At 58.8% G+C, this 23161-nt stretch carries 22 protein-coding genes and 1 riboswitch; of the genes, 11 read left to right on the forward strand and 11 right to left on the reverse strand.

All coding sequences use genetic code 11. The features are described 5' to 3' along the window. Position 1: 1 nt before the first annotated feature. From ACR0J2_RS17365 to ACR0J2_RS17385, 5 genes are all read left to right on the forward strand, one after another. Positions 2 to 1207 (forward strand): branched-chain amino acid ABC transporter permease, encoded by a 1206-nt coding sequence (locus ACR0J2_RS17365; protein ID WP_170680281.1) that lies wholly within the window; start codon positions 2 to 4, stop codon positions 1205 to 1207. A 10-nt stretch (positions 1208 to 1217) separates the two neighbouring features. Then, on the forward strand, positions 1218 to 1976 hold the full coding sequence (locus tag ACR0J2_RS17370) for an ABC transporter ATP-binding protein (protein ID WP_480813382.1): 759 nt from the start codon (positions 1218 to 1220) through the stop codon (positions 1974 to 1976). A 9-nt stretch (positions 1977 to 1985) separates the two neighbouring features. Further along, complete coding sequence (locus tag ACR0J2_RS17375) at positions 1986 to 2741, forward strand: ABC transporter ATP-binding protein (RefSeq protein ID WP_170680279.1); 756 nt, start codon at positions 1986 to 1988, stop codon at positions 2739 to 2741. Positions 2742 to 3155: 414 nt separating this feature from the next. Further along, positions 3156 to 3455, forward strand: coding sequence for a hypothetical protein (locus ACR0J2_RS17380; protein WP_480813383.1), 300 nt, complete (start codon positions 3156 to 3158; stop codon positions 3453 to 3455). Positions 3456 to 3628: 173 nt separating this feature from the next. Then, positions 3629 to 4252: a hypothetical protein gene (locus ACR0J2_RS17385; RefSeq protein ID WP_480813384.1), complete on the forward strand. Its 624-nt coding sequence runs from the start codon at positions 3629 to 3631 to the stop codon at positions 4250 to 4252. 102 nt (positions 4253 to 4354) lie between these two features. Here the strand turns inward: ACR0J2_RS17385 and ACR0J2_RS17390 are convergent, their stop codons facing one another. Genes ACR0J2_RS17390 through ACR0J2_RS17405 form a run of 4 tightly spaced genes read right to left on the reverse strand, consistent with a single transcriptional unit; the run spans position 4355 to position 9684 of the window. Continuing rightward, complete coding sequence (locus ACR0J2_RS17390; protein WP_480813385.1) at positions 4355 to 5458, reverse strand: dimethylsulfoniopropionate demethylase; 1104 nt, start codon at positions 5456 to 5458, stop codon at positions 4355 to 4357. A gap of 1 nt (position 5459) precedes the next feature. Further along, a complete protein-coding gene (locus tag ACR0J2_RS17395; RefSeq protein ID WP_480813386.1) occupies positions 5460 to 7073 on the reverse strand; it encodes an AMP-binding protein in 1614 nt (537 codons plus the stop codon). Positions 7074 to 7089: 16 nt separating this feature from the next. Next, complete coding sequence (gene dmdD / locus ACR0J2_RS17400; RefSeq protein WP_170612592.1) at positions 7090 to 7899, reverse strand: methylthioacryloyl-CoA hydratase; 810 nt, start codon at positions 7897 to 7899, stop codon at positions 7090 to 7092. 21 nt (positions 7900 to 7920) lie between these two features. After that, positions 7921 to 9684, reverse strand: coding sequence for an acyl-CoA dehydrogenase family protein (locus ACR0J2_RS17405; protein ID WP_480813387.1), 1764 nt, complete (start codon positions 9682 to 9684; stop codon positions 7921 to 7923). A gap of 112 nt (positions 9685 to 9796) precedes the next feature. Here ACR0J2_RS17405 and ACR0J2_RS17410 point away from each other — a divergent pair, with 112 nt between their 5' ends. Continuing rightward, positions 9797 to 10825, forward strand: coding sequence for an AraC family transcriptional regulator (locus ACR0J2_RS17410; RefSeq protein WP_480813388.1), 1029 nt, complete (start codon positions 9797 to 9799; stop codon positions 10823 to 10825). 45 nt (positions 10826 to 10870) lie between these two features. Here ACR0J2_RS17410 and ACR0J2_RS17415 read toward each other — a convergent pair whose 3' ends face one another. Genes ACR0J2_RS17415 through ACR0J2_RS17435 form a run of 5 tightly spaced genes read right to left on the reverse strand, consistent with a single transcriptional unit; the run spans position 10871 to position 14287 of the window. Continuing rightward, a complete protein-coding gene (locus tag ACR0J2_RS17415) occupies positions 10871 to 11527 on the reverse strand; it encodes an energy-coupling factor ABC transporter ATP-binding protein (protein WP_480813389.1) in 657 nt (218 codons plus the stop codon). Next, the gene (gene cbiQ / locus ACR0J2_RS17420) at positions 11524 to 12306 is read right to left on the reverse strand and encodes a cobalt ECF transporter T component CbiQ (protein WP_480813390.1); all 783 of its coding nucleotides are present in this window, start codon (positions 12304 to 12306) and stop codon (positions 11524 to 11526) included. Before cbiQ ends, ACR0J2_RS17415 begins: the two co-directional genes overlap by 4 nt. Beyond that, complete coding sequence (locus ACR0J2_RS17425) at positions 12306 to 12887, reverse strand: cobalt ABC transporter permease (protein ID WP_321249970.1); 582 nt, start codon at positions 12885 to 12887, stop codon at positions 12306 to 12308. The genes cbiQ and ACR0J2_RS17425 overlap by 1 nt, the downstream gene beginning before the upstream one ends. Then, positions 12884 to 13495, reverse strand: coding sequence for a cobalt transporter CbiM (gene cbiM, locus ACR0J2_RS17430; RefSeq protein WP_480523145.1), 612 nt, complete (start codon positions 13493 to 13495; stop codon positions 12884 to 12886). The genes ACR0J2_RS17425 and cbiM overlap by 4 nt, the downstream gene beginning before the upstream one ends. A gap of 6 nt (positions 13496 to 13501) precedes the next feature. Continuing rightward, complete coding sequence (locus ACR0J2_RS17435; RefSeq protein WP_480813391.1) at positions 13502 to 14287, reverse strand: DUF4198 domain-containing protein; 786 nt, start codon at positions 14285 to 14287, stop codon at positions 13502 to 13504. Positions 14288 to 14416: 129 nt separating this feature from the next. Further along, positions 14417 to 14616, reverse strand: a riboswitch (cobalamin riboswitch). A 358-nt stretch (positions 14617 to 14974) separates the two neighbouring features. On the opposite strand from ACR0J2_RS17435, the gene ACR0J2_RS17440 reads away from it, so the two are divergent. Next, positions 14975 to 16000: a LacI family DNA-binding transcriptional regulator gene (locus ACR0J2_RS17440; RefSeq protein WP_170612609.1), complete on the forward strand. Its 1026-nt coding sequence runs from the start codon at positions 14975 to 14977 to the stop codon at positions 15998 to 16000. 4 nt (positions 16001 to 16004) lie between these two features. Then, complete coding sequence (locus ACR0J2_RS17445; protein WP_480813392.1) at positions 16005 to 17219, forward strand: winged helix-turn-helix domain-containing protein; 1215 nt, start codon at positions 16005 to 16007, stop codon at positions 17217 to 17219. Between the two features lie 3 nt (positions 17220 to 17222). Here the strand turns inward: ACR0J2_RS17445 and ACR0J2_RS17450 are convergent, their stop codons facing one another. Beyond that, the gene (locus tag ACR0J2_RS17450; protein WP_480813393.1) at positions 17223 to 17921 is read right to left on the reverse strand and encodes a fumarylacetoacetate hydrolase family protein; all 699 of its coding nucleotides are present in this window, start codon (positions 17919 to 17921) and stop codon (positions 17223 to 17225) included. 210 nt (positions 17922 to 18131) lie between these two features. Here ACR0J2_RS17450 and ACR0J2_RS17455 point away from each other — a divergent pair, with 210 nt between their 5' ends. Continuing rightward, entirely contained in the window at positions 18132 to 19547 is a 1416-nt protein-coding gene (locus ACR0J2_RS17455; RefSeq protein ID WP_480813394.1) for a pyridoxal phosphate-dependent decarboxylase family protein, read from the forward strand. Positions 19548 to 19550: 3 nt separating this feature from the next. Here ACR0J2_RS17455 and ACR0J2_RS17460 read toward each other — a convergent pair whose 3' ends face one another. After that, the gene (locus ACR0J2_RS17460) at positions 19551 to 20693 is read right to left on the reverse strand and encodes a DUF3095 domain-containing protein (protein WP_480714331.1); all 1143 of its coding nucleotides are present in this window, start codon (positions 20691 to 20693) and stop codon (positions 19551 to 19553) included. Between the two features lie 151 nt (positions 20694 to 20844). Here ACR0J2_RS17460 and ACR0J2_RS17465 point away from each other — a divergent pair, with 151 nt between their 5' ends. Further along, positions 20845 to 22017 (forward strand): MFS transporter, encoded by a 1173-nt coding sequence (locus ACR0J2_RS17465; RefSeq protein WP_170680250.1) that lies wholly within the window; start codon positions 20845 to 20847, stop codon positions 22015 to 22017. Further along, complete coding sequence (locus ACR0J2_RS17470; protein ID WP_480813395.1) at positions 22017 to 23084, forward strand: glycosyltransferase family 4 protein; 1068 nt, start codon at positions 22017 to 22019, stop codon at positions 23082 to 23084. Before ACR0J2_RS17465 ends, ACR0J2_RS17470 begins: the two co-directional genes overlap by 1 nt. The last annotated feature ends 77 nt before the right edge of the window (positions 23085 to 23161 follow it).

Here is a 23161-nt window from a genome sequence, read left to right on the forward strand (position 1 = left end):
GATGTTGGGACTGAACAAGAAAGACACCAGCCTTCTGATCATCGTCGGCCTTCTTACCCTGCTGGCCCCCTTCATCCTGAACCCGTTCCCGGAAGGCAGCGCCATGGCGCAGTTCAACGCGGGCTATCCGGACCTGATGCAGCGCTTTGTTATCTTTGGCATCTTTGCCATCGGGTTCAACATCCTGTTCGGTCTGACCGGATACCTGTCCTTCGGTCACGCGGCCTTTTTGGGCGTGGGGTCGTATTCGGCCGTGTGGATGTTCAAGCTGCTGAGTTACAACATCATCCCGGCTATCGCGCTCAGCGTTGTGGTGGCAGGGCTATTCTCGCTGCTGATCGGGTTTGTCAGCTTGCGCCGGTCCGGCATCTATTTCTCGATCCTGACGCTGGCCTTTGCACAGATGAGTTTTGCGCTGGCCTATTCGGTGCTGTCGAACCCCAAATTCAACCTGACAAACGGGGAAACCGGTCTGCAGGTCTATGCCGACGATCCCCAAATTCTGCAGGGGGCCAATTCGCCGGATCTGCCACACCTGTTCGGCCTGCCGATGCGCGCGACCTACACGATGGATGTCGGAGCGTGGAGCTTTGACTTCAACGCGGGTTATTACCTTTGCGCGATAGTCATGATGGTTGTGTTCTATCTTTCGATCCGCATTTTCCGCTCACCTTTTGGAATGATGCTGCGCGCGGTGAAATCGAACCAGCAGCGGATGAACTATACCGGCCTGAACTCCAAACCCTACACCCTGGCGGCCTTTGTCATTTCGGGTATGTATGCCGGCCTGGCCGGCGGTCTGATGGCGGCAATGGACCCGCTGGCAGGGGCCGAGCGGATGCAATGGACCGCCTCGGGCGAGGTTGTTCTGATGACCATTCTTGGCGGCACCGGCACCTTGATTGGTCCGGTTCTGGGCGCTGGATTCATCAAGTATTTCGAGAACATCTTCTCGAAGATCAACGACAACGTCCTGCATAGCTGGTTCGCCTTCCTTCCCGACGGGCTGGAGGACGCGGTGGTGTTCCTGATCCACCCGTTCATCGGCAAAGGCTGGCACCTGACGCTGGGCATCCTGTTTATGCTGGTGGTGATCTACCTGCCGGGTGGCCTTGTCGAAGGCGGTCAACGATTGCTGAACCGCTTGAAGCGCAAGAAATCGGGTACCGACGATGCGCCGTCGGGCAAAACGGAACCGGCGGAGTAAGGGGCGGACCATGGCAATTCTAAGAGTCAAAGATGTCAGCAAACGCTTCGGTGGCCTCAAGGCGCTGACGGATGTGAACCTCAATGTCGAGGAGAACACGGTTCACGCAATCATCGGACCCAACGGGGCGGGCAAGTCGACCCTGCTGAACTGTCTGGTGGGCAAACTGATGCCGGACACTGGTTCGGTGCTGTTCGACAATAACTCGGTGCTGGGGCTTGAACCCTTCCAGATCAACCAGATGGGCATCAGCCGCGTGTTTCAGACGCCGGAGATTTTCGGCGAACTGACGGTGATGGAAAACATGCTGATCCCGATCTTTGCAATGCGGGACGGCGCGTTCCGGATGCACGCCTATGAGACCATTGCCAACGAAAAGGCCATAGTCGAACAGGCCGAGGCGATGCTGGAAGAGATGAACATGGCCGACAAGCGCGAGATGCACGCTGCCGCACTGTCGCGTGGCGACAAACGGCGGTTGGAGATCGGCATGTGCCTTAGCCAGAATCCCCGACTGTTGCTCTTGGACGAACCGACGGCGGGCATGGCGCGGGCCGATACCAACAACACGATTGATCTGCTGAAGCAAATCAAGGACGAGCGCGACATCACCATCGCCATCATCGAACACGATATGCACGTGGTTTTTAGCCTGGCCGAGCGCATCACAGTGCTGGCGCAGGGCACGCCCCTTGTTGAAGACACTCCGGAAAACATCCGCGGTAATCCCAAGGTCCGCGAGGCCTATTTGGGCGAGACTGCTGCGTAAGGAAAAGCTATGAACGAGAAACCTGACTTTTCAAAAAACGCCAATTTGGCCAGCACTGCGCCTGCGTTTCTCTCGGTGTGGGACATGCACTCCTACTACGGAGAAAGCTATATCGTGCAGGGCGTCAGCTTCAACGTGCACGAAGGCGAGATTCTTGCCCTGCTCGGGCGCAACGGTGCAGGAAAAACTTCGACACTCCGTTCCATTGCCAGAGTGGGCGAGCCGGAAGTGCGGCATGGCGAAATCTGGCTGGACCATCAACCGCTCCACAAAATGACAAGTTACGAAGCCGCGGCGGCTGGCCTTGGTCTGGTGCCTGAAGACAGAAGAATCATCCCAGGCCTGACTGTCGAGGAAAACCTGCAGCTTGCGCAGATTGCGCCGCCAATCGGCTGGTCACTGGACCGGCTTTACGAGTTGTTCCCACGACTGGGCGAGCGCCGGAAACAAGAGGGAATAACCTTGTCGGGCGGTGAACAGCAAATGTTGTCCATCGCCAGAGCCTTGGCCAGAGACATCAAGGTCCTGCTTCTGGACGAACCTTATGAAGGTTTGGCCCCGGTCATCGTCGACGAAATCGAAAAAACGCTGATCCACGTCAAGCAGCAGGGAATGACTACGATCATTGTCGAGCAGAACGCAGTTCGTGCTTTGGAATTGGCGGACCGGGCCATTATCCTGGATACGGGAACCATCGTATTCGACGGCACCGCCAAAGAGGTGCTTGAAGACACCAATCTTCGTGAAGAGTATCTGGCGATTTAACTTTGCCTCGAGCTTGAAGGCAGGCGCAATTTTCGGACTACGAGCGGGATTTCTCGAAAGCTCTCGATCCCGGGTCCGGACTGATCAGGTTTCCTCGGCAGAGCGATACAAACGCGATAACAGCGATGGCAGAAATACTGGATTTCGGGGGCGCGTCACTGTCGGTTCACGCGCAAACCTGATCAGTTCAGGCGAAACTGAAACCTGGTTCTCGTGACGAAAACCGGGTCTTCTCTGAGCCGTTTCTGATCCCGATTTTGGTACGCGGACCGTCTGTTATGCGGGCGCAGCTGCATGTTTTGTGTACGCGCCTTGCTCAGCCAAGATCAACGCATTGACAGTTTTGAATAAGTTTTTTTCACTTGTTGAGCCCGCATCCTGGGCTTTTTGCAGAGCTACAGAAGGAAATTTTCAATGACAAGATTCAGCATATTTACTTTGCTGGGCGCAACGACTTTGGCGCTTTCTGCGTGTGAGGATACCGGCGGCACAAGCGGGTCCACCGAAGTCACTCCTGCGCAACAAGCCTGTTTGCGCGACGTGGCCGCCGCAACCAACAACACGCAAGTTGTTGTGCTTTCGTCCGAGTTCAGCGAGGCCGGGACACTGGTAAAAGTTGGGGTCGGTCCGGATCGGGCGCCATGGAATTGTATCGCTTACACTGATGGTGCAACGGCGGGTATTGAATCGCTCAGCGACGAAGGCGCGCTTTGATCTTTTGCGTGACTGTCGCAACCTCGAGGCTCGGTCCAGCCACATGAAACCGTGCTCTTGGCTTTCCAGCCCAGGAAAGACGAAGCGAGCGCTTTTGCGGCCTCGCAGGTGCGACACGCTTCGCCGCTTGAACGCGCCAGGACAACCTGTCTGCCAAACAGAAGGGAATTGTGATGTTTAAGAAGTTCTTTTGGGCGCTTGCGCTTTTCCCCTTGCCCGCATTTTCCGACATCTCTGATGAGGCGAACGCTTGCATTGATGAATTGATATCCCGCTTTGGCAATGTGGGCGGTGAGGTCCTTGGCCAGGAATTCAGCGAAGCCGCCATCATGGTCCGGCTTCGCGATGGCACCGGTGTCGAGTATGAGTGCATCGTTTGGTCCGGACCCGAAGTCGCCGATTTACGACGCGTGGGTGAAAACACTGACACTGCTGATGATGGAGGCGGCGCATTGGATGGTGCCTCTGACACTGCGCCGACAGTTTCAGGGGATCAGGTCGTCAAGTTTGATGCCGGCACAAGTGGCACGACCCTAAGCGCCACACTTCAGGCCGGCACGTCGGTGCGTTACGTTCTGGGGGCAAACGACGGTCAGTTTCTGAACGTGGACGTCGGATCACATGGTGGCGCTCTGGACTACAGGATCTTCAATCCCGACGGCACTTTGCTGCTGGATTTGATTTCTTCGGAGAAGCCATATCAGGGTCAGCTATGGCAGTCGGGCGAACATATCATTGAAGTTGTGAACGCGGGCGCACAACCGGTTGCCTTTGACATCGGGATCGGCATCAACTGACGCCGGAACCACTTAGGCAATTTGACATACTATCAAAGGGCCGCTCCCCCCAAGCACAATGTTGAATCCGCCTGTTCTTGCCAAAGTCGGGAAGAGATTTGGCTATCCCCAGAACGCCTTTTGCACCTCGGCCCGCCGATCCCCGGTTGGAGTTTGAACCTCAAGCACCGTCCCGGCGTCCCAGTGGCTGGCATCGACCATGCCAATTGCGACATTTGTTTCGAAATCAGGCGACCAGGCGGCGGACGTGACCTGCCCAACCCGCTTTCCGTCTTTGTACACCGGCCAGGCCGACCGGGCCGGCGGCACCGGATCACCGGGGATGGAAATCGCGCGAATTTGCCGCGCCGGGCCTGCGGCGGCCTCTCGCGATAGCGCTTCCCTGCCGATATGGTCGCTACCCTCTGACGGATTGCAGAATTTGCCCAATCCGCATTCCAATGGCGAGTTCTCCATTGTCATGTCGTTGCCATAGCTCAGCAGGCCGCCTTCGATCCGTTCGATCAGGTTCGGACAGCCGGGGCGCACATTCAGATCTTCGCCCGCCTCGAACAAGGCGTTCCACAGAGGCATCCCATAGGCACCATTTTCAACATAGATCTCGTAACCGCCTTGTTTGGAATACCCGGACCGCGCCACCACAAAGGACGTGTCCTGAAAGGCCAGCCGCTTGTAGCGGAAAAAGCGGATGTCACGCACCTCGTCTCCAAAGACCCGCGCCATCAGGTCATCCGACTTTGGCCCCTGAACGGCCAGGGGTGAGACGTCGGGCTCGAACACCTGCACATCCATGCCCGCACCCACAGCCAGCCCCTTGACCCACAAAAGCAGGTCGCTGTCCGCAATGGAAATCCACCAGCGATCATCGCTGTGCTTGATCGCTACCGGGTCGTTCAACATGCCGCCGTTCTCATCAACGATCGGCACGTAATAGCACTGGTCTTCCTGCATCTTCTCCAGGTTGCGGGGGGTCAGCCGACGCATCAGCCGGCCAGCATCCGGACCGTTCAGCTCGATCTGCCGTTCACAGGACACATCCCAGACTTGCACATGAGATTTCAGGTGCCGGTAGTCGGCCTCGACGCTCTCAAACACCGTGGGCAACAGCATCCGGTTGTAGACGGTGTAGGCGGTGACGCCCTTGTCTTCGACCCCTTCGGAAAAGGGCGTCTGGCGCAGGCGGCGGGATTGGGACAGCAGACGCATATCAAAGGTCCATTGATTTGATACGATCCCGAAGCTGGAACTTCTGGATCTTTCCGGTGGAGGTTTTGGGAAGGGTTTCGAATACAACAGCCTTGGGGGCCTTGAACCCGGCAAGGTGATCTCGGCAGAACGCAATGATCTCGTCAGATGTTGCCCTGGCGCCTTCACGCAATTCGACAAACGCACAGGGGACTTCGCCCCATTTCTCGTGCGGCATTGCCACCACGGCCGCGGCCTGCACGGCGTCATGACGATAAAGCACCGCTTCGACCTCGACGGATGAGATGTTTTCTCCGCCCGAGATGATCACGTCCTTCAGGCGGTCGCGTATCTGTATATAGCCGTTTTCGTGCACGACCGCACCGTCACCAGACCAGAACCAACCGTCTTCGAAGGCTTTGGCGGTGGCCTCGGCATCCTTGTAATACCCCGCCATGACCGTGTTGCCCCGGATAGCAATCTCGCCCTGCGTGGACCCATCGCGCGAGACCGGCGTGCCGCCGGTGCGGTCGATAACAGAAACGTCTTCGACCATAGGAAAGGCAATGCCCTGCTGCGCCTGTAACTCGGCTTGTTCTGCAGGGCTAAGATCGTCCCACTCATCCTGCCAGAGACACTGTGAAATATGTCCGTAGGTTTCGGTCAGGCCATAGACCTGCATGACGTCAAATCCCATGGATCGCGTCTTTTCCAGAACCGACGGCGGCGGCGGCGCTCCGGCCGTCAATACGCGGATCGCGGGATCAAAGGGGGCCGCACCGCTTTCGGCTTCGGCCAGCATCTGCAACACAATGGGCGCCGCACCAAAATGGGTCACGCCATGGGTGCGGATCGCATCCAAAATCCGGTCTGCTGCCGGAACGCGTGTGAATACAAATGTCGCCCCAAGCATGGCCATCAACCAGGGGTGCCCCCAACCGTTGCAGTGGAACATCGGCACCACCGACAGATAGACCGGATAGGGCGGCATCTGCCACGCTGTCCCGGTGCCGAGCGCCATCAGATAAGCTCCGCGATGGTGATAGACGACGCCCTTGGGGCGCCCGGACGTGCCAGAGGTGTAGTTCAGCGCTATCGCATCCCACTCATCTTCGGGCAGGTCCATCGGCACAGGGGCGGATTTGGTCAGCGCCTCATAGGTCTGGCCACCAATGCTCTCGCCTGCTGCAGCGGGATCGACGATCTCGACAACTGGCAAGGTCCGACCAAGCAGATCAAACGCTTTGGACAGAAGCGGCACAAGCTCCCGGTCCACGATCACCAGTTTCGTGTCCGCGTGATCCAGGATGTAGGCGATGGTTTCCGGCTCCAAGCGTGTATTCAGAGTGTTGAGCACTCCGCCTGTCAGCGGTACGGCAAAGTGCAACTCGAACAGCTCTGGGATGTTCGGGCTGAGCACCGAAACCGTATCACCTTTCTGCACACCAAGTGCCGCCAACCCACCGGCCACCGCGCGAATGCGGGTAGTGGTCTCAGCCCAGCTTCGCCGGACGTCGCCATAGATTACCGCCGTGCGGGCTCCATGCAGGTTTTCGGCGCGGTGCAGAAAGGACAACGGCGACAGGGGCACATGGTTGGCCCGTGTCTTCTGAAGAGCTTCGAAATGGTGACGCATCCCGGTACCGCCTTTATCAGCTGTTAGGCCGCACGCGGGCGGCGGTCTTGTTTGCGAAGGCTTCCAGCCGTTCGCGGGCGGCGGGCTGGGTATTGACCACTCCGCCCACCACAGCTTCTGCATACGCCGCGTCCATGCCGGACATGTTGTTCAAGTGGCTGATTGCCGAGCAGATTGCAAAATTGGTCAAAGGCAGGTTCTGCGCAATTTGTCCCGCCAGCTCCATCGCCTTGGCCATGCTGCCGCCTTCTTCGGTTATGTATTGCGCCAACCCCAGATCGACGGCCTCTTGCCCCTGATAGACACGGCCGGTCAGGATCATGTCGATCATGCGGTATTTGCCGATCATATCCGAAACCCTGATGGTTGCCCCGCCCCCAGTAAAAATCCCACGCTGGCCTTCAGGCAAGGCAAAATAGGTGCCGGGGTCGATCACACGGATATGCGCCGCGCTGGCCAGTTCCAGTCCTCCGCCCACTACCGCGCCCTTCAGCGCGGCGATGATCGGCACACCACCATATTCCATCTTGTTGAACGCTTCATGCCAGCGCAGACAGACATGCATGAAGTCATCCGGGCTGCGGTCGGCCTTCCAATGCTCGACCAGATCAAGGCCCGCGCAGAAGTGGTTTCCTTCGCCGGCCAGAACCACAGCTCTGACACCGGCCATACGCGCGCCGCTGAAAAAGCGGATCAGTTCCTCGATCGTGGCCACATCCAGTGCGTTGCGTTTAGAGGGACGGTTCAGGGTCACGACGTACAGACCGTTCTCACGCTCGGAAATCGCAAGGTTCTCATATGTGTCGGGGTTCACGACGTCGTTCATGGGTCAGATCCTATCCAGGCGTTATTCGGGGAAAGTCGCGTCAAGCAGACTGCGCGAGCCATGCAGGATGCGGGCGTGTTCGGTTGCACATTCAGGCAGAATATGCTGGGCAAAAAACAGGGCAGTGGCGATTTTCTGGGTCATGAATTGTGTATCCTGCCCGGCGTCCAGTGCACTTTGCGCAGCCACGGCACCCTTTGCCAGTTTCCACCCTGCCGCGAGTGTCCCGGCCAGCATAAGGAACGGGACAGAGCTTGCAAAGGCAGCGTCGATATCCTTTCGGCTGTTTTCCAGCAACCAATCCAGCGCGGCCTCAAATGCGCCGCGCGCCTGAGCAAGACTTGCGCCAATTGCCTGCGCGCTGGCATCTCCTTTTGCCAGTTGCGCTTCAGTCTCGGCTATTCGGGCGGCGAACCGGCGGGCGGTTTCTCCTCCGTCGCGCATCACCTTGCGGCCCAGAAGATCGTTGGCCTGAATGGCTGTGGTGCCTTCGTAAATCGGCAGAATGCGGGCGTCGCGGTAGTGCTGCGCGGCTCCTGTTTCTTCGATAAAGCCCATGCCGCCGTGGATTTGCACGCCCAGCGAGGCGACCTCGACCGCGCGTTCCGAGCAGAAGCCTTTGACCAGCGGGACCATGAATTCGGCCAGCGCAGCGATTGCCGGATCGTCCTGAAGATGCGCGATGTCCAGCAGGCCTGCCGTTGCGGCCGCCATAGCCCGGCCACCTTCGGTCAGGCCGCGCATCCGCATGAGCATACGGCGTACGTCCGGGTGTTCGATGATGGCGACCGCGTCTTTGGCCTGACCATTCACGGGACGGCTCTGCACCCGGTCGCGCGCATAAGCCAGAGCGCGTTGGTAAGCCCGTTCAGAGGTCGCGATGCCCTGAACCCCAACAGAAAACCGAGCGGCGTTCATCATGATGAACATGTATTCCAGTCCGCGGTTTTCCTCGCCGATCAGGAAACCGGTGGCGTCTTTGTATTCCAGAACCGCCGTCGGGCTGGCACGAACGCCCAGTTTGTGTTCGATGCTTATGCAATTGACCGTGTTCTCGACGCCCGGAGTGCCATCCGGCCCCACCAGTTTTTGCGGAACGATGAACAGGCTCAGCCCCTTCGGCCCGGCAGGCGCGTCAGGTGTGCGGGCCAGCACCAGATGAATGATGTTCTCGGTCAGATCGTGCGCGCCATATGTGATGAAGATCTTGGTGCCAGAGACGCCGTAGCTGCCATCCCCACGCTGCGCCGCCCTGGTCGCCACGCGGCCCAGATCACTGCCTGCCTGCGGTTCGGTCAGGTTCATCGTGCCGGACCAGCGCCCTGCGATCAGCGGTTCCAGATAGGTGGCTTTCTGTTCGTCCGAACCGGTCAGCAGCAACGCCTCAATCGCCCCGTCGGTCAGCAGCGGGCAAAGACCAAAGCTCATATCAGCGGCATTCAGCATTTCAACGGCAGCCGCGCCGACGGCACGCGGCAATCCCATCCCGCCATATTCCACCGGATGGGTCAGCGCCTGCCACCCCATTTCGACGAACTGCGCGTAAGCTTGCGCATCACCTTCGGGCATCGACACGCGGCCACTGTCGAACTGCGCGCCCAGCGTGTCCCCGATATGTGACAATGGCGCGATCTGTTCGCTGCAGAACCGGGCATATCCCTCGAGAGCGGCACCAATATCCGTCAGGTCGTATTCCGAATACACTTCCACCCGGGACACCTTTTCCCAGTGGGACAAGTGTTCGATGCAAAACATCAAATCCTGTACGGGCGGCTGATAGGACATGCCAGGCTCCCCTGCGGCGACTATGGTTTCGCGTCATCTACCCGCCCAATGGTTTGCCGATAAGCTCATTTCTTGACAAAATGGTATCCGATTACGCCAACCTGAGGTTCAGATGACCAGCCATGACCCGATATCTCTGACGACTGTATCGGCGGGATTTGTCCAGGATTGGCTGGATGCGCTAAAGTCCCGTTGCACTCCGGCTGAGATGACATCGCTGTTAGAGCGTTCGGGCTTGCAGGCCAACCCGATGGCACCTTCTCAACGCGTCACACTGAATGAAATCGCCCGGCTTTATCAGCTTGCCGCGCCCGAAACCGGGGACGAAATGATGGGCCTCTGGAGCCGTCCGATCCGGCCCCGCGCCCTGCAGCATCTGGTGACTGTACAACGCGAAGCGAGCAGCCTGACCTCGGCACTTTATCGTTTCTCGACATTTTGGAACCTGCTTCTGGATGACTTCCACCTGGACTTGCACAGCAAATCCGACGCGGTGGAACTGGCGTTGGTCCCATATTCGGACGACACCCGCCCGCAGCGTTTCGGCCACATGCTGATCCTGAAACTGGCGCATGGGCTTTTGTCCTGGCTTGGCGGAACGGAAACACCGGTAAAAGCCGTTCGCTTTGCCTTTGCCCGCCCGGAATTTGCCGCCGACTACGCCGTCGTCTTCCCATGCGCGGTCGAGTTTGACGCTCGGCAGACGAGTATCCTTTTCGACCCGCGCCAGTTCACCCGCCCGGTAACCCGCAGTTCGGCTGAGGCGTCCGTGTTCCTTGAACGCGCGCCGCTGGACTGGATCTTTACCGGTTCGCGCGCACATACAAACAGCCTTCGCGTCCGCGCGTTTCTCTACGGCGCAACATGGCAAACCTGCCAGCTTCCCGATGCAGCGCGTTCCCTGAAGATGACGCCGCGGACCTTGAACAGGCGTTTGAAAGAAGAAGGAACTTCATTTCAGGACATCAAGGATGCACTGCGCCGCGACATTGCCATCCGCGCGCTTCAGCAAAGTACGCTCAGTATTGAACAGATCGCCTTTGACACCGGGTTTTCGGCTCCGGCGAATTTTCACCGCGCCTTTCGAAAGTGGACCAGCCGGACCCCCGGGTCATACCGCGTGCACGCGCAGGCTCCCTGACGACGGCACTTCGTCGCGGACATTCGCATACCTCGTGCGAACAGATCATTCACTTGGGCTGATAATCCGCCCGTTTCGCAGTTCCAGCGTGTCTGGTGCCAGTGCTTCCCGAAACGATGGTGCGTGGCTGACCAGCAGAATTGCCTGCGGCAGGCCACATAGAATCTCTAGAAGTCGCGCTTCATTTTTGGCGTCAAGCGCATTGGTGGGCTCATCCAAAAGCAGCGCCTCCGGCTCCATCGCCAAAACGGTTGCAAGGGTCACAAGCCGCTTCTCTCCACCAGAGAGCTTGTGCGTAATGCGATCACGCAGGTTTAACAGATCCAGATCGGAAAGCACTCTGTCGACGATGGCCAGCGCCTCGGACTTGCTGCGCCCGAGGTTGAGAGGACCAAATGCGATGTCTTCCGCCACAGTCGGACAAAACAGCTGATCATCAGGATCCTGAAAAACCAGCCCGACCTGACGGCGGACTTCGTGAAAATCCGCCTCGACGCGCCTTTCCTTTCCCAGGACGGTCACGCGCCCGGCGCTTGGTGTTTGCAGGCCAAGGGCAATACGAAACAGGGTAGACTTTCCCGCGCCATTCGGGCCCGCAATCGAGAGGCGCTGCCCCGGTTCAAGCTGCAGCGAAGCGCCGTCCAGCACTGGTGGCTGGCCAGGGTACGCAAAACAAATGTCTTCAAGCTTGAGGATTGTCATAGATAATCCAGGAACAACAGGCCAAGGCAAACGGTGCACAGCATCGCGGCGAACATGTGATCGCGTCGGGTCATGTTAAAGTCCTGCAGCAACAAAAGACGCCCGGAAAACCCCCGGCATTTCATCGCCGCCAGAATCCGCTCTGACCGTTCGATCGCGCGCACCAGCATCATGCCGACCAGATACCCGAAGCTTCGGTAGGTGTGCCAGTTTGTGCCGGGGCGAAATCCGCGGATCTTCATCGCGCCGCGCAGGCGCAGGTATTCTTCCCGCAACACCTCGATGTAGCGGATGGTGAACATCAAAAGGTGCACAAGCGCCTCGGGGCAGCGCAGCTTGTGCAAAGCGTGTCCAAGCGTCACAGGTTCCATCGTTCCGACCAGAACCATCAGCGCAAGGATGACCGCGTTGGCCGTCAGTGCAATCTCGACAGCTTTCCAAAGGCCCTGCCAACTGGCCGGAAAGCCAAAAACCGTGAACATCGCGTCACCGGGCATTGAGAATGGCAGCAACACCAGCATGAAGATGATGAAGCTGTCCATCATGGCCATACGCTTGAGGGTCCGGCCGACTGGCAAGCGTGACATCACCAGTAACCCAAGCGAGACGAACAAAGCGCCGATCAGCGCCGGAATGCTGTTGAGGGCAACCGTGACGATGGCAAAGATGCAGGCCAAAACGATGCGCATACGGGGATCGTAGTCTCCGATCATCCCGAAATGGGCGGCTTTGCCTGCCTCGGCCAGTGTTTTGGCCTGTGGTTCCAGCGCATGTGCCATCAGGTGGCCATCTTTTTTCGCGCGGCCAGGTAAAAGCCGATGCCGAACAGACCAATGATATAGCCAATACCACCCAAGATGTTCTGCAGATCATTGTGCTCGCGGTAGGCGGCGATCTCGCGCCGCAGTGGGCGGGTTTCGTCGCGCACCGCTTTGGCGATGGCGGCGCGTTCCTCATCCGAGAGCGAGGCCACAGTCACCGCTGCCGCGCCATCCGCAGATGCGACCGGCGTGGCTGTTTCAGAAAGCTCGGCTTCGACCCCCATGATTTCGGCCACTTCGTCGGCCGGCATGGCAACTTCGGCGACGTGCCCTGCACCCAGATCTGCCTTGAATGTATGAGTCACCGCTCTGGTCGGGCTGTAGAGAAAGAAACCGTCCGTATCGGTTACTGTGCGTCCCAGTTCAGAGCCGTCGGGGCCATAGACGATGACCTCCTGGTCTGCGGCCATATCGCCATTGGAAAACCCCAGCTCGCCTTCGATTGCGTCGCCTGCCGGAAAAACGCCTGCAATAACCTTATGCGCAAGAGCCGGGAGCGGGGCGAGAGCAAGCGTACAAACAAGGATCAACTGTTTCATGTGGACGCAACCTTTACAAAAAGTTCCGGTTTGACCTTGCGGGCCAGAAGAACGGCAAAACCTGTCAGCACGGCCTCGATAGCCATGACGGGAATGTGGGCGAAAAAGACAAGCTTGGCAGCGGGCAGGAACTCATCGCCGGACAGCGCCAGCGAGACCGCGACAAAAGCCGTCGTGGCGGCGATCGAAAACGCGCCGCCGATGCCGCCCCAGATCGCCCCCTGAACAGGTGAGCCACGTGCGATCAGACGACCAAAGATCATCCAGGTCAACACCGCCGGAAGGGCGATATTCACCGTGTTGATCCCCAGCACGGTCAATCCGCCAAAACCGAAGAACACGGCTTGCAGCAGCAAGCCGACAAAAAGGGCCGGAAAGGCGGCCCAGCCGAGCAGAAGCCCGGCCAGACCGTTCAGAATCAAATGCACAGACGACGGGCCAATCGGCACATGGATCAGCGAGGCGACAAAAAAGCTGGCCGACAACACGCCCGCCGTGGGAATGCGATCCAGATCCAGCGATTTCAGGCCCAATGCGATCCCGCCAGCCGCGGCGACCGCACCGCCGATCACGACAGGGTTTGAAAGGGCTCCGTCGACGATGTGCATTCAGGCTTACTCCAGATCCCAGGCGCGGATCCAGATGACCGCATCCTGGCTCAGCTCTTTGCCTTCATGCTTGGTTTCCGGACCCACGCCCAAAGCGGCGAAGCCCCAGTACCCGGCTTTTGGCACACCAAAAGTGAAATATCCGTTGTCATCCGAAATCGCGACCAACGCGCCGCCCGGCAATGGGGACACGGTGGCGTCCTTCGCGCCGGTGCCGGTCATGTCCGGTGCTGCGGCGATGTACTCGATTTCGATTTCTGCGCCGGCGACGGGCTGTCCCTCGCTCAACACGCGACCGGTAAAGGTTGACCCGGCGATGATGTTGTAAGGCTTGTTCAGCGGCAGAATCTCGGTGGCCAGCCCCTGCGGCTGATCCCAGTCGGTCGGCAGTTCGTTTCGGTTGAGGTAAGCCTTGGTGATCTGCTGGATATAGATATCCTCTGATTCTTCGTAGTAAGGCGCAGGAACTGTAACCACCACATAGTCACCCGAGCGTTTCACCGGCACTGAACCCAGGAACGCTTTGGCGATGTTGTCCGGTCCTTCAAAAGTGGTTTCTTCCAGCGTATCCATCAGATCGGTTTTTTCACCGTTGTGGATTACAAAGAATTCTTCCGGTCTTTCCAGGGTCATCACGTGACCAGCTTCAAACGGGTGCCAGAAAACCAGTTTGACCGGAACGTCACCGGGGCGTTCGATCATCGTGTCGTCGGTATATTCCAGCAGGAAATGGGCCTGCGCCAATGCAGGCATCGCCAAAGCAGCCGTTGCAGCCACCAGCAGTTTTTTCACAAATCGAGTCCTTCTCACGTCGCGCCTTCCCCGGCACAATTCTGCTTTGACGATGGGGAACGCGAAGCCATCTGCCTTGTCGGGCAAACAGATCCGGCGCACACCCCGTCGCCGATGATGAACGCCCCTTCCAAGGGCGCATGTTCGGCAGGTCTCCTGACTTGCGGGTCAAAGCGCTAAACTAACCTTCCCGGGATATCCCAGTGGCATTATCAGCCGCGCTCGCCGCCTACAGTTGCGGGGGCAGTTGCAGAGTTGGCGAAATGTGCCGCACTGCATTCCCTATTGCTTCCGAGGATGTCCCCGGAACCGAACATGGCGCGTTCATGCCAGAATATGTAAGACACGGTCAACAATTGATTGCGGCGTTGCATGGGCCATTTGCGAAATCAGAAATTGCATGTTCGCGCTTGCTACGCGGTTTGGTATGCGCCACCGCGAGTGTGTGTATTTTCCTAGATATCTTTCCGCGTTCAATAGTCGTCGGTTCAGTTCGCGGACTTGAGATTTTTAGGCCTGAAACTGCGGGCGTTGACTCGCGTGTAAAATTGAACTCGCCGCAAATATGTAGGGTCGCTCCGATGCACAAAAGGTCCGACCGGCCCAGCGCTCGATGCAGAAGCAGAGTTGTTGTATTTGCCGCCGTGTTCACGCTACCATCGGACAAAACAACAGTGCAGGTGCCTCGTGACCACAGAAACAAAACGCCCGCTTACCCTTCGCGATGTCTCGGAAGCGTCGGGGGTATCCGAAATGACGGTCAGCAGGGTCCTGCGCAATCGGGGTGATGTATCGGATGCGACCCGAACACGGGTTCTGGCCGCCGCGAAAGAGCTGGGATACGTGCCCAACAAAATTGCGGGTGCGCTGGCATCCAGCCGGGTTAATCTGGTCGCTGTCATCATCCCGTCACTGTCCAACATGGTCTTCCCCGAGGTCCTGACCGGCATCAATCAGGTGCTGGAAGACACCGAATTGCAGCCAGTGGTCGGCGTAACCGATTATTTGCCGGAAAAAGAGGAAAAAGTCCTTTACGAGATGCTCTCGTGGCGGCCTTCGGGCGTGATCATCGCGGGTCTGGAACACACGGAAGCGGCCCGGGCGATGCTGGATTCCGCGGGCATTCCGGTGGTCGAAATCATGGATACCGACGGCAAACCCGTGGATGCGATGGTCGGCATTTCGCACCGCCGTGCCGGCCGCGAAATGGCGCAGGCCATTCTGAAGGCCGGATACCAGCATATCGGCTTCATGGGGACCAAGATGCCTTTGGACCACCGCGCGCGCAAACGTTTCGAAGGCTTTACCGAAGTTCTGGGCAAACACGGGATCGAGATCGAGGATCGCGAGTTCTATTCCGGCGGCTCAGCACTGGCCAAGGGGCGCGAGATGACGCAGGCGATGCTGGAACGGTCGCCGGAACTGGATTTTCTGTATTATTCCAATGATATGATCGGCGCTGGCGGACTGTTGTACCTGCTGGATCAGGGGATAGACATCCCTGGTCAAATCGGGCTGGCGGGGTTCAACAATGTCGAATTGCTGCAAGGTCTGCCCCGCAAACTGGCAACCATGGATGCCTGCCGGCTGGAAATCGGCCGTCAGGCCGCGGGGATCATCGCGGCACAGCTGGCCGACCCGGAAGCCGAGATTGAAACCCGCGTGACCCTGACGCCAAAAATCAGCTACGGCGACACACTGAAGCGGCGTTAGAGTCTTGGCACTGCCGAAACTGGACAACCGGACAGCGCGTGCGGTGTTCATGGATCGTCACTTGCTGTCCGAGACCCCGTCGGGCAGCGCAAAGGGCGCGGATCTTCTGGACCTGATCCGACGGCTTGGTTTTGTTCAGCTGGACAGTATCAACACCGTGGCCCGCGCCCATGACATGATCCTGTTTTCGCGCAGGCCCACCTATCGCAGCACACATCTGAAGCGCCTGTATGAACGGGACAGGGCGCTGTTCGAACATTGGACACATGACGCCGCCGTCATTCCGATGGAGTTTTACCGGCATTGGCACCTGCGCTTTCAGCGCGACGCCGATTTGTTGAAGGCCCGCTGGAAGAATTGGCGGCGGGATGGGTTTGAACAACAGTTCGCGTCGGTCCTGCTGCACATCCGCGATCACGGTCCGGTATCCTCGTCCGACGTGGGAAAGGACGAAAAGAAAGGATCGGGCGGCTGGTGGGACTGGCATCCGTCAAAAACCGCGCTGGAGTTCTTGTGGCGCTCGGGCGCGCTGACCGTCATTGGCCGGGACGGCTTTCAGAAACGCTACGACCTGACCGAACGGGTGATAGAAACTCATCTGTGCCCCGGTCATGCACCATGCGATGCCGAAGGAACGGTGGACTGGCTGTGCAACGCCGCCCTGGACAGGTTGGGGTTTGCAACATCGGGCGAACTGGCTGCGTTCTGGGATACGGTCAGCGCGGCGGAGGCGAAAGACTGGTGCGCCGCGGCCCAGAAAGACGGTGCGATTGAAGAAATCGAAATCAGCTGCGCGGATGGGCGTATGAGGAAAGTGTTTTCCCGCCCGGGTTTGGTTGAAGAGGCCCCTGAACTGCCCGCGCCACCGGGCAGAATTCGCGTGCTCAGCCCGTTTGACCCGATGCTGCGGGATCGAAACCGCGCCGAACGCCTGTTCGGGTTTCACTACAGGATCGAGGTGTTTGTGCCCGCGCCCAAAAGAACCTACGGCTATTATGTCTTCCCCTTGCTCGAAGGTGATCGGATGATCGGCCGGATCGACATGAAGGCCCACAGGGATAGCGGCGAATTGCGGGTACAATCCGTCTGGCCCGAGCGAAAGTTGCGCTGGTCAGAGGCGCGCACCCGGCGTCTGGAGGCCGAGCTGGACCGGGTGCGCAGGTTTGCCGGCCTTGATCGTGTTGAGCTTGCCGACGGCTGGCTGAAAGACCCTAAATAGGTTCTATTCAGCCTGTGACAGGGTTAGGTGGATCGATTCAAGACCGTCAATTCCGCCATCAATCACATCACCGGCCTGTACCGCACCGACACCGGCCGGGGTGCCTGTCATGATCAGATCGCCCGGACGAAGGTGATAGTAATTTGAAAGATGGCTGACGATCTCATCTATTTTCCAGATCAGCTCATCCAGGGTCGCATCCTGCCGGACTTCACCGTTGACGCTCAGATGAATGCGCTTGTCTTTGTCCGGCGACCAGCTCTCCGACCGGGTCAGCGGCGCAAAAACGGCACCGTTTTCCAGATCCTTGCCCAGATCCCACGGGCGCTGTTTGTTCCGTTCACGGATTTGCAGATCGCGGCGGGTCATGTCCAGCGCGCAGCCATAGGCAAACACCGCGCCCAAAGCCTGCTCGCGACTGACGCGGAACACCGGCTTACCGATTGCAATCGCCAGCTCCATTTCGTGATGATAGTTTTCGGTACCCGGCGGATATGGCACGGTCGCCCCGGTCAGGATGGCGTTGGGTGCGGACTTGGTGAAATAGAACGGCGCCTCGCGGTCCACAGTATTTCCCATTTCAGCCGCATGGGCCGCATAGTTCCGCCCGACGCAAAAAATCCGGCCCACCGGATATTCGGCCTGCTCGCCGACAACCGGTATCGCAACAGGTTCGGGAAGAGAAAACAGCTTGTCCTGCATGACAGCCCCCAGTTTGAAACATCGCCGGCATCTTAGGTGTCTTCCCATCACTGGCAAGACGTTGGCGACCGGGATGCACACTGTTTTGACCTGACATTCAAGACTTCGGGTTTCTTAGACGCATTGACCTTTCGCTCCGGATAACTCTCACTGCCCCGGAAATTCAAACACCCGGGACATCCCGGATCAGGCGGAAACACGGGGAACAGCATGCAGTGGAACGAATTCGCGGAATGGGGCCGAAAAGTCGCTGACTGGACGCAGAACTATCACGAAACCGTTGGCGACAGGCCCGTCCGGGCACGGTGCGAACCGGGTGAGGTCTTGAATGCGTTACCGTCTGAACCGCCCGAAACCGCCCAGCCCATGGAAGACATCTTCCGGGATTTTGAGCAGATCGTATTGCCCGGCATCACCCATTGGCAGCACCCCCGGTTCTTTGCCTATTTCAATTCGAACGCCTCGGCCCCGTCGGTTCTGGGTGAGTTTCTGGCCAGCGCCATCGCACCGCAATGCATGTTGTGGCAAACCTCGCCTGCCGCGACCGAGATGGAAACCCGGATGATGGATTGGTTGCGGCAGGCTTTGGATTTGCCGGACGGATTCGCCGGTGTGATTCAGGACTCGGCCTCGTCGGCGACGCTGGCCGCCGTGTTGACGATGCGGGAAAAGGCACTGGCCTGGCAGGGCAACAAACAGGGGCTGTTCGCGCAGAAACCCCTGCGCATCTATTGTTCATCCGAGGTTCACACCTCAATCGACAGGGCCATCTGGGTTGCCGGAATTGGCGAAGACAACTTGGTGCGTGTTCCCATCAAGGGCGACTGGCGCGGAATGGATCCCGACGCGCTGGAAGCGGCCATTCAGGCAGATTTAGACTCTGGTTTGCAGCCTGCGGGCGTCATTTTGTGCGTCGGCGGAACCGGCGTCGGGGCAACCGATCCTGTGGATCGTTGCTTAGAAATCGCCGCCAAATACGACCTCTATTCCCATGTCGATGCAGCCTGGGCCGGGTCGGCCATGATCTGCCCCGAATACCGGCACTACTGGCCCGGGATCGAACAGGCTGACAGCATCGTCTTCAACCCCCACAAGTGGCTGGGGGTACAGTTCGACTGCTGCGCGCATTTCCTGAAGAACCCCGACGATCTGGTCCAAACGCTGGCTATCAGCCCGGAATACCTGAAAACACATGGTAAAGACGGGATCGTCAATTACTCGGAATGGTCCGTTCCATTGGGGCGTCGCTTCCGCGCGCTGAAACTGTGGTTCGTGATACGCACCTACGGGCTGGAAGGCCTGCGCCAGCGGATGCGAAATCACGTCAACTGGTCCAAAGCGCTGCATGACAAACTTGCGTCGGAACCGGATTTTCAGATCACGACGGCGCCGATGTGGTCACTCTGGTCCTTTCGGTACATGCCCGAAGGCTGCGCCGACCCGGATGATCTGAATTTGCGGCTGGTCAACGCCATCAATGATGACGGACGGATTTATCTGACACAAACACGTGTGGATGGCGATCTGGTCATCCGGTTCCAGGCCGGACAATTCGAAACCACGGAACAGGACGTGATGATGGCCTATGACGTCATAACGGACATTGCCCGTGGCCTGACTCCTTAGAGACTAAGCCCTCATCCCGGCGGCGGCCTGGGCGTAACCGCCGGATGCACCGTCAACAAAATGCACGTGATCATCGCGAACGGCAGAGGGCACAAAACAGGTCATCATCGCCTCGTCCTGAGCATGGATGCCATAGCGGATCTTGCCCTGCTGGCGCGCCTGTTCCAGCATCTGCCGGATGCGTGCCAGCGTGGCCTGATCGCAATCCAGCGTCATCTTGAGGCCGTCGTCGAATTTGCGGAAGTCCGCATTTTTGCTGACCATTTCCTTGTAATGTTGGGGCTCGAAACTGCCCAGTCGCCTGCCGGACAGAAACAGCAGAAAGATGAACAGGTTTTCACCCAACATCTTCATAGTGTGCCAAAGAATGTTGCCGCCGGCGCGCATGACACGCGCATTGATCGCAATACCCGGCGGCGGCCACGAGATTGGCGGCCCGTTGACCGGCACCGGGTGGCCCGCGCGATCCAGCGCCTCGGACACGGACAGCACCGACTGTGCCAGATCGGCAAAATCGATTTCTGTCGCAGTCGCGGTCGGTTGCACAACCAGCGATACGATCTGGCCATGTTTCGCCGGGCTGTTGGACCACCGACAGGACAAGCCCGTCAGATCCGGTTGCGCGCCGGGTACCGCATCCGGCACGGTGTATTGCCCCGACTTCATCTGCGTCTCGGCCCAGGCCAGCCCACCGCCCGAGAACATCGCGTAGTCCACGCCCGACGATGGCGCATAGCGGGCAACGCGCACATCCCGGCCCGCATTCCGGATATCCGCAACCGGCACCACGGCGCCGCGCAGGGAAACCGAAAACTCTTCATGCGCCCAGCGCTGCAAAGCGGACAGGGTGGCGCGGGCTGTATCCGCTGCGCTGGCCGGGACAGCGAAACCCGCGCCGTCGCCGCCAAAGATATAGGGAAACAGCTTGCCGCCCACTGCGTTGATCATGCCCGAAATCACCGCCGCACCGACCATATTCACGGTTTTGTACCGGCCCCGCGCGATTTCACCGGTCGAATCGACGATATCCGCAACCCCGACGACCCAGTCATCCGGTACTGGTGTAAATCGCGAAGGCTTTGCAAGTTCGGTAAAGTCCCTCAACAGCGGCAGGGATTCATAGAAATCGGAATGAACGTCTTTCATTGTCCCCTCAGCGTTGGTGCCTTGTGTCGGTTCCTGATTTGAACAATAGCCCGATTGTGATGTCTGTCCGCCAAATTCAGCATAGCACACGCGCTTGTGCATGATGGCACGACATGCCAAGCATGGCCCGTATTCAGGTTGAGGGCAGATCATGCAGGCAGGATTGGTGGTTTTGTGTCTGGCCTATGTGCTCAGCCAGTTTTTTCGCGCTTTTCTGGCTGTGCTCAGCGTGGATCTGGGCCGGGACCTGGGGGCCACGCCCGAGGACCTGGCCTTTGCCTCGGGCCTGTGGTTCTTCATATTCGCCCTGATGCAGATTCCGGTCGGCTGGGCGCTTGACCGGATCGGACCCCGCCTGACCGCTTCCTTGTTGCTGCTGATTGGCGGTGCAGGAGGGGCTGCTGTTTTTGCGATGGCAACTGCGCCGTTGCATATCAGTATCGCGATGGCCCTGATCGGCATCGGGTGTTCTCCGGTGCTGATGGCCTCGTACTATATCTTCGCGCGCGAGTTTCCTCCCGCCCGTTTTGCCACACTGGCCGCCGTCATGCTGGGTGTCGGTTCCGTCGGTAACCTGGTGGCCTCGTACCCGACGGCACTGGCGGTCGAACTGATGGGCTGGCGCGCAACGCTGGCCGGACTGGCGGCGATCTCGGGCTTTGTGGCGATTGGAATCTGGCTGACGGTCCACGATCCGCATAAGATCGAAACAGAACAGAAAGGATCGTTGCTGGATCTGCTCAGGGAACCAGCGCTCTGGACGATACTTCCGTTGATGCTGGTGGCCTATGCGCCTTCCGGGGCGCTGCGAGGATTGTGGGCCGGGCCGTACCTGCAGGACGTCTTTGGCCTGGGCACCGCGCAAATCGGGCAGGCAACCCTGGTAATGGGTGCAGCGATGATTGCGGGAACCTTTGTCTATGGCCCGCTTGACCGGATTCTTGGCACACGCAAATGGGTGATCTTCGGCGGCAACGCGCTCAGCGCTGTGTCCCTGATCCTGTTGTGTATCTGGGTCGCCGACGCGGTCTGGGTGTCCGTCATCCTACTGGCCCTGATCGGATTTACCGGCGCCACATTTCCCGTGATCATGGCGCATGGCCGTGCCTTCATCCCCCCGCATCTGGTCGGCCGGGGCGTCACCCTGCTGAACCTGTTTGGAATTGGCGGCGTTGGCGTGGCGCAGTTTGCCACCGGGCGGCTTCATGCCGCTACTGGAGGCGCCGGGCCCGCTGCGCCTTATACGGCCATTTTCGGGTTCTTTGCCATAACAGTTGCGATTGGCTGCCTGATTTACCTATTCAGCCGCGACAGCATAGACTGATGCCAATCAACCCTGAACAGGAGATCACAGTGCGGGAAATCGAGGTCATCGCGCCCAACCTGAAACACAGCCTGTCAGGCGTGACCACAACGATCATTCGGCTTTTACCGATCCAACGCGACCTGATCGAAATTCGCGCGACAGGACCCGGACTGCCCGACGATCTGCCGCACATCCGGCTTTGGAAGGTTCCGTTTCTGTCGAACCGGGTGCAACGGGTCTGGCATGCCCGGCGCAACACCGAGATGCTGGCAGGACTGGTGCTGAAACATCTGTTCCGGCGCAATTTCCGTCTGCTCTTCACTTCGGCCGCGCAGCGCGATCATTCGGGGTTTACCAAGTGGCTGATCTCGAAGATGGATGCGCTGATCGCGACCACACCGCAGGCGGCTTCGTTTCTGAAACACCCAGCAACTGTCATCATGCACGGAGTGAACACGGACCTGTTTCATCCCGCACAATCCAAGAAAGCCCTGCGCCAGAAGCTCGGTCTGCCCGATGGCGTTCTGATCGGCTGTTTTGGCCGTATCCGCCCGCAAAAGGGCGTGGACCTTCTGGTGGACGCCGCAATCGAGGTTCTGCCGTCCCACCCTGATGCGCAGATTATCTTCACCGGCCGGACCACCAAAGAGTTCGAAGGCTTTCAGCAGGAACAGGAACAAAAGCTCAAGGCCGCCGGGTTGGCGGACCGGGTGCATTTTCTGGGCGAGCGTCCGTGGGAAGAGATCGTGGAAACCTATCGCGCGCTGGACCTGTTCGTGGCCCCGGCACGGCACGAAGGCTTCGGCCTGACCCCGCTCGAGGCGATGGCGTCGGGTGTGCCTGCCATCGCCTGTCACGGTGTTGGCGCATTCAGCGCGCAGATCAAAGATGGTGTGACCGGCCGTCTGGTCGAGAAAGACAATGCAAAGGCGCTGGCGGGCGCGTTGCAGGACATGTTGGAAGACCGCGAAAAACTGGCGCTGGCCGGGCAGGCTGCACGGGCCCATGTCGAGAAGAATTTTCGAATCGAGGGCGAGGCAGAAGCCATCGTTCGGGTCTATCGATCCTTGTTGGAGGCGCATTGACCCGCCGCAACGGTGTCAAATTGGTGTTCCGCGCCGAAATTCGCTTCGATTAGTCTTTTTTCTTCGCCGCAACGCGG

The sequence above is a fragment of the Ruegeria sp. CG4 genome, assembly GCF_056537185.1.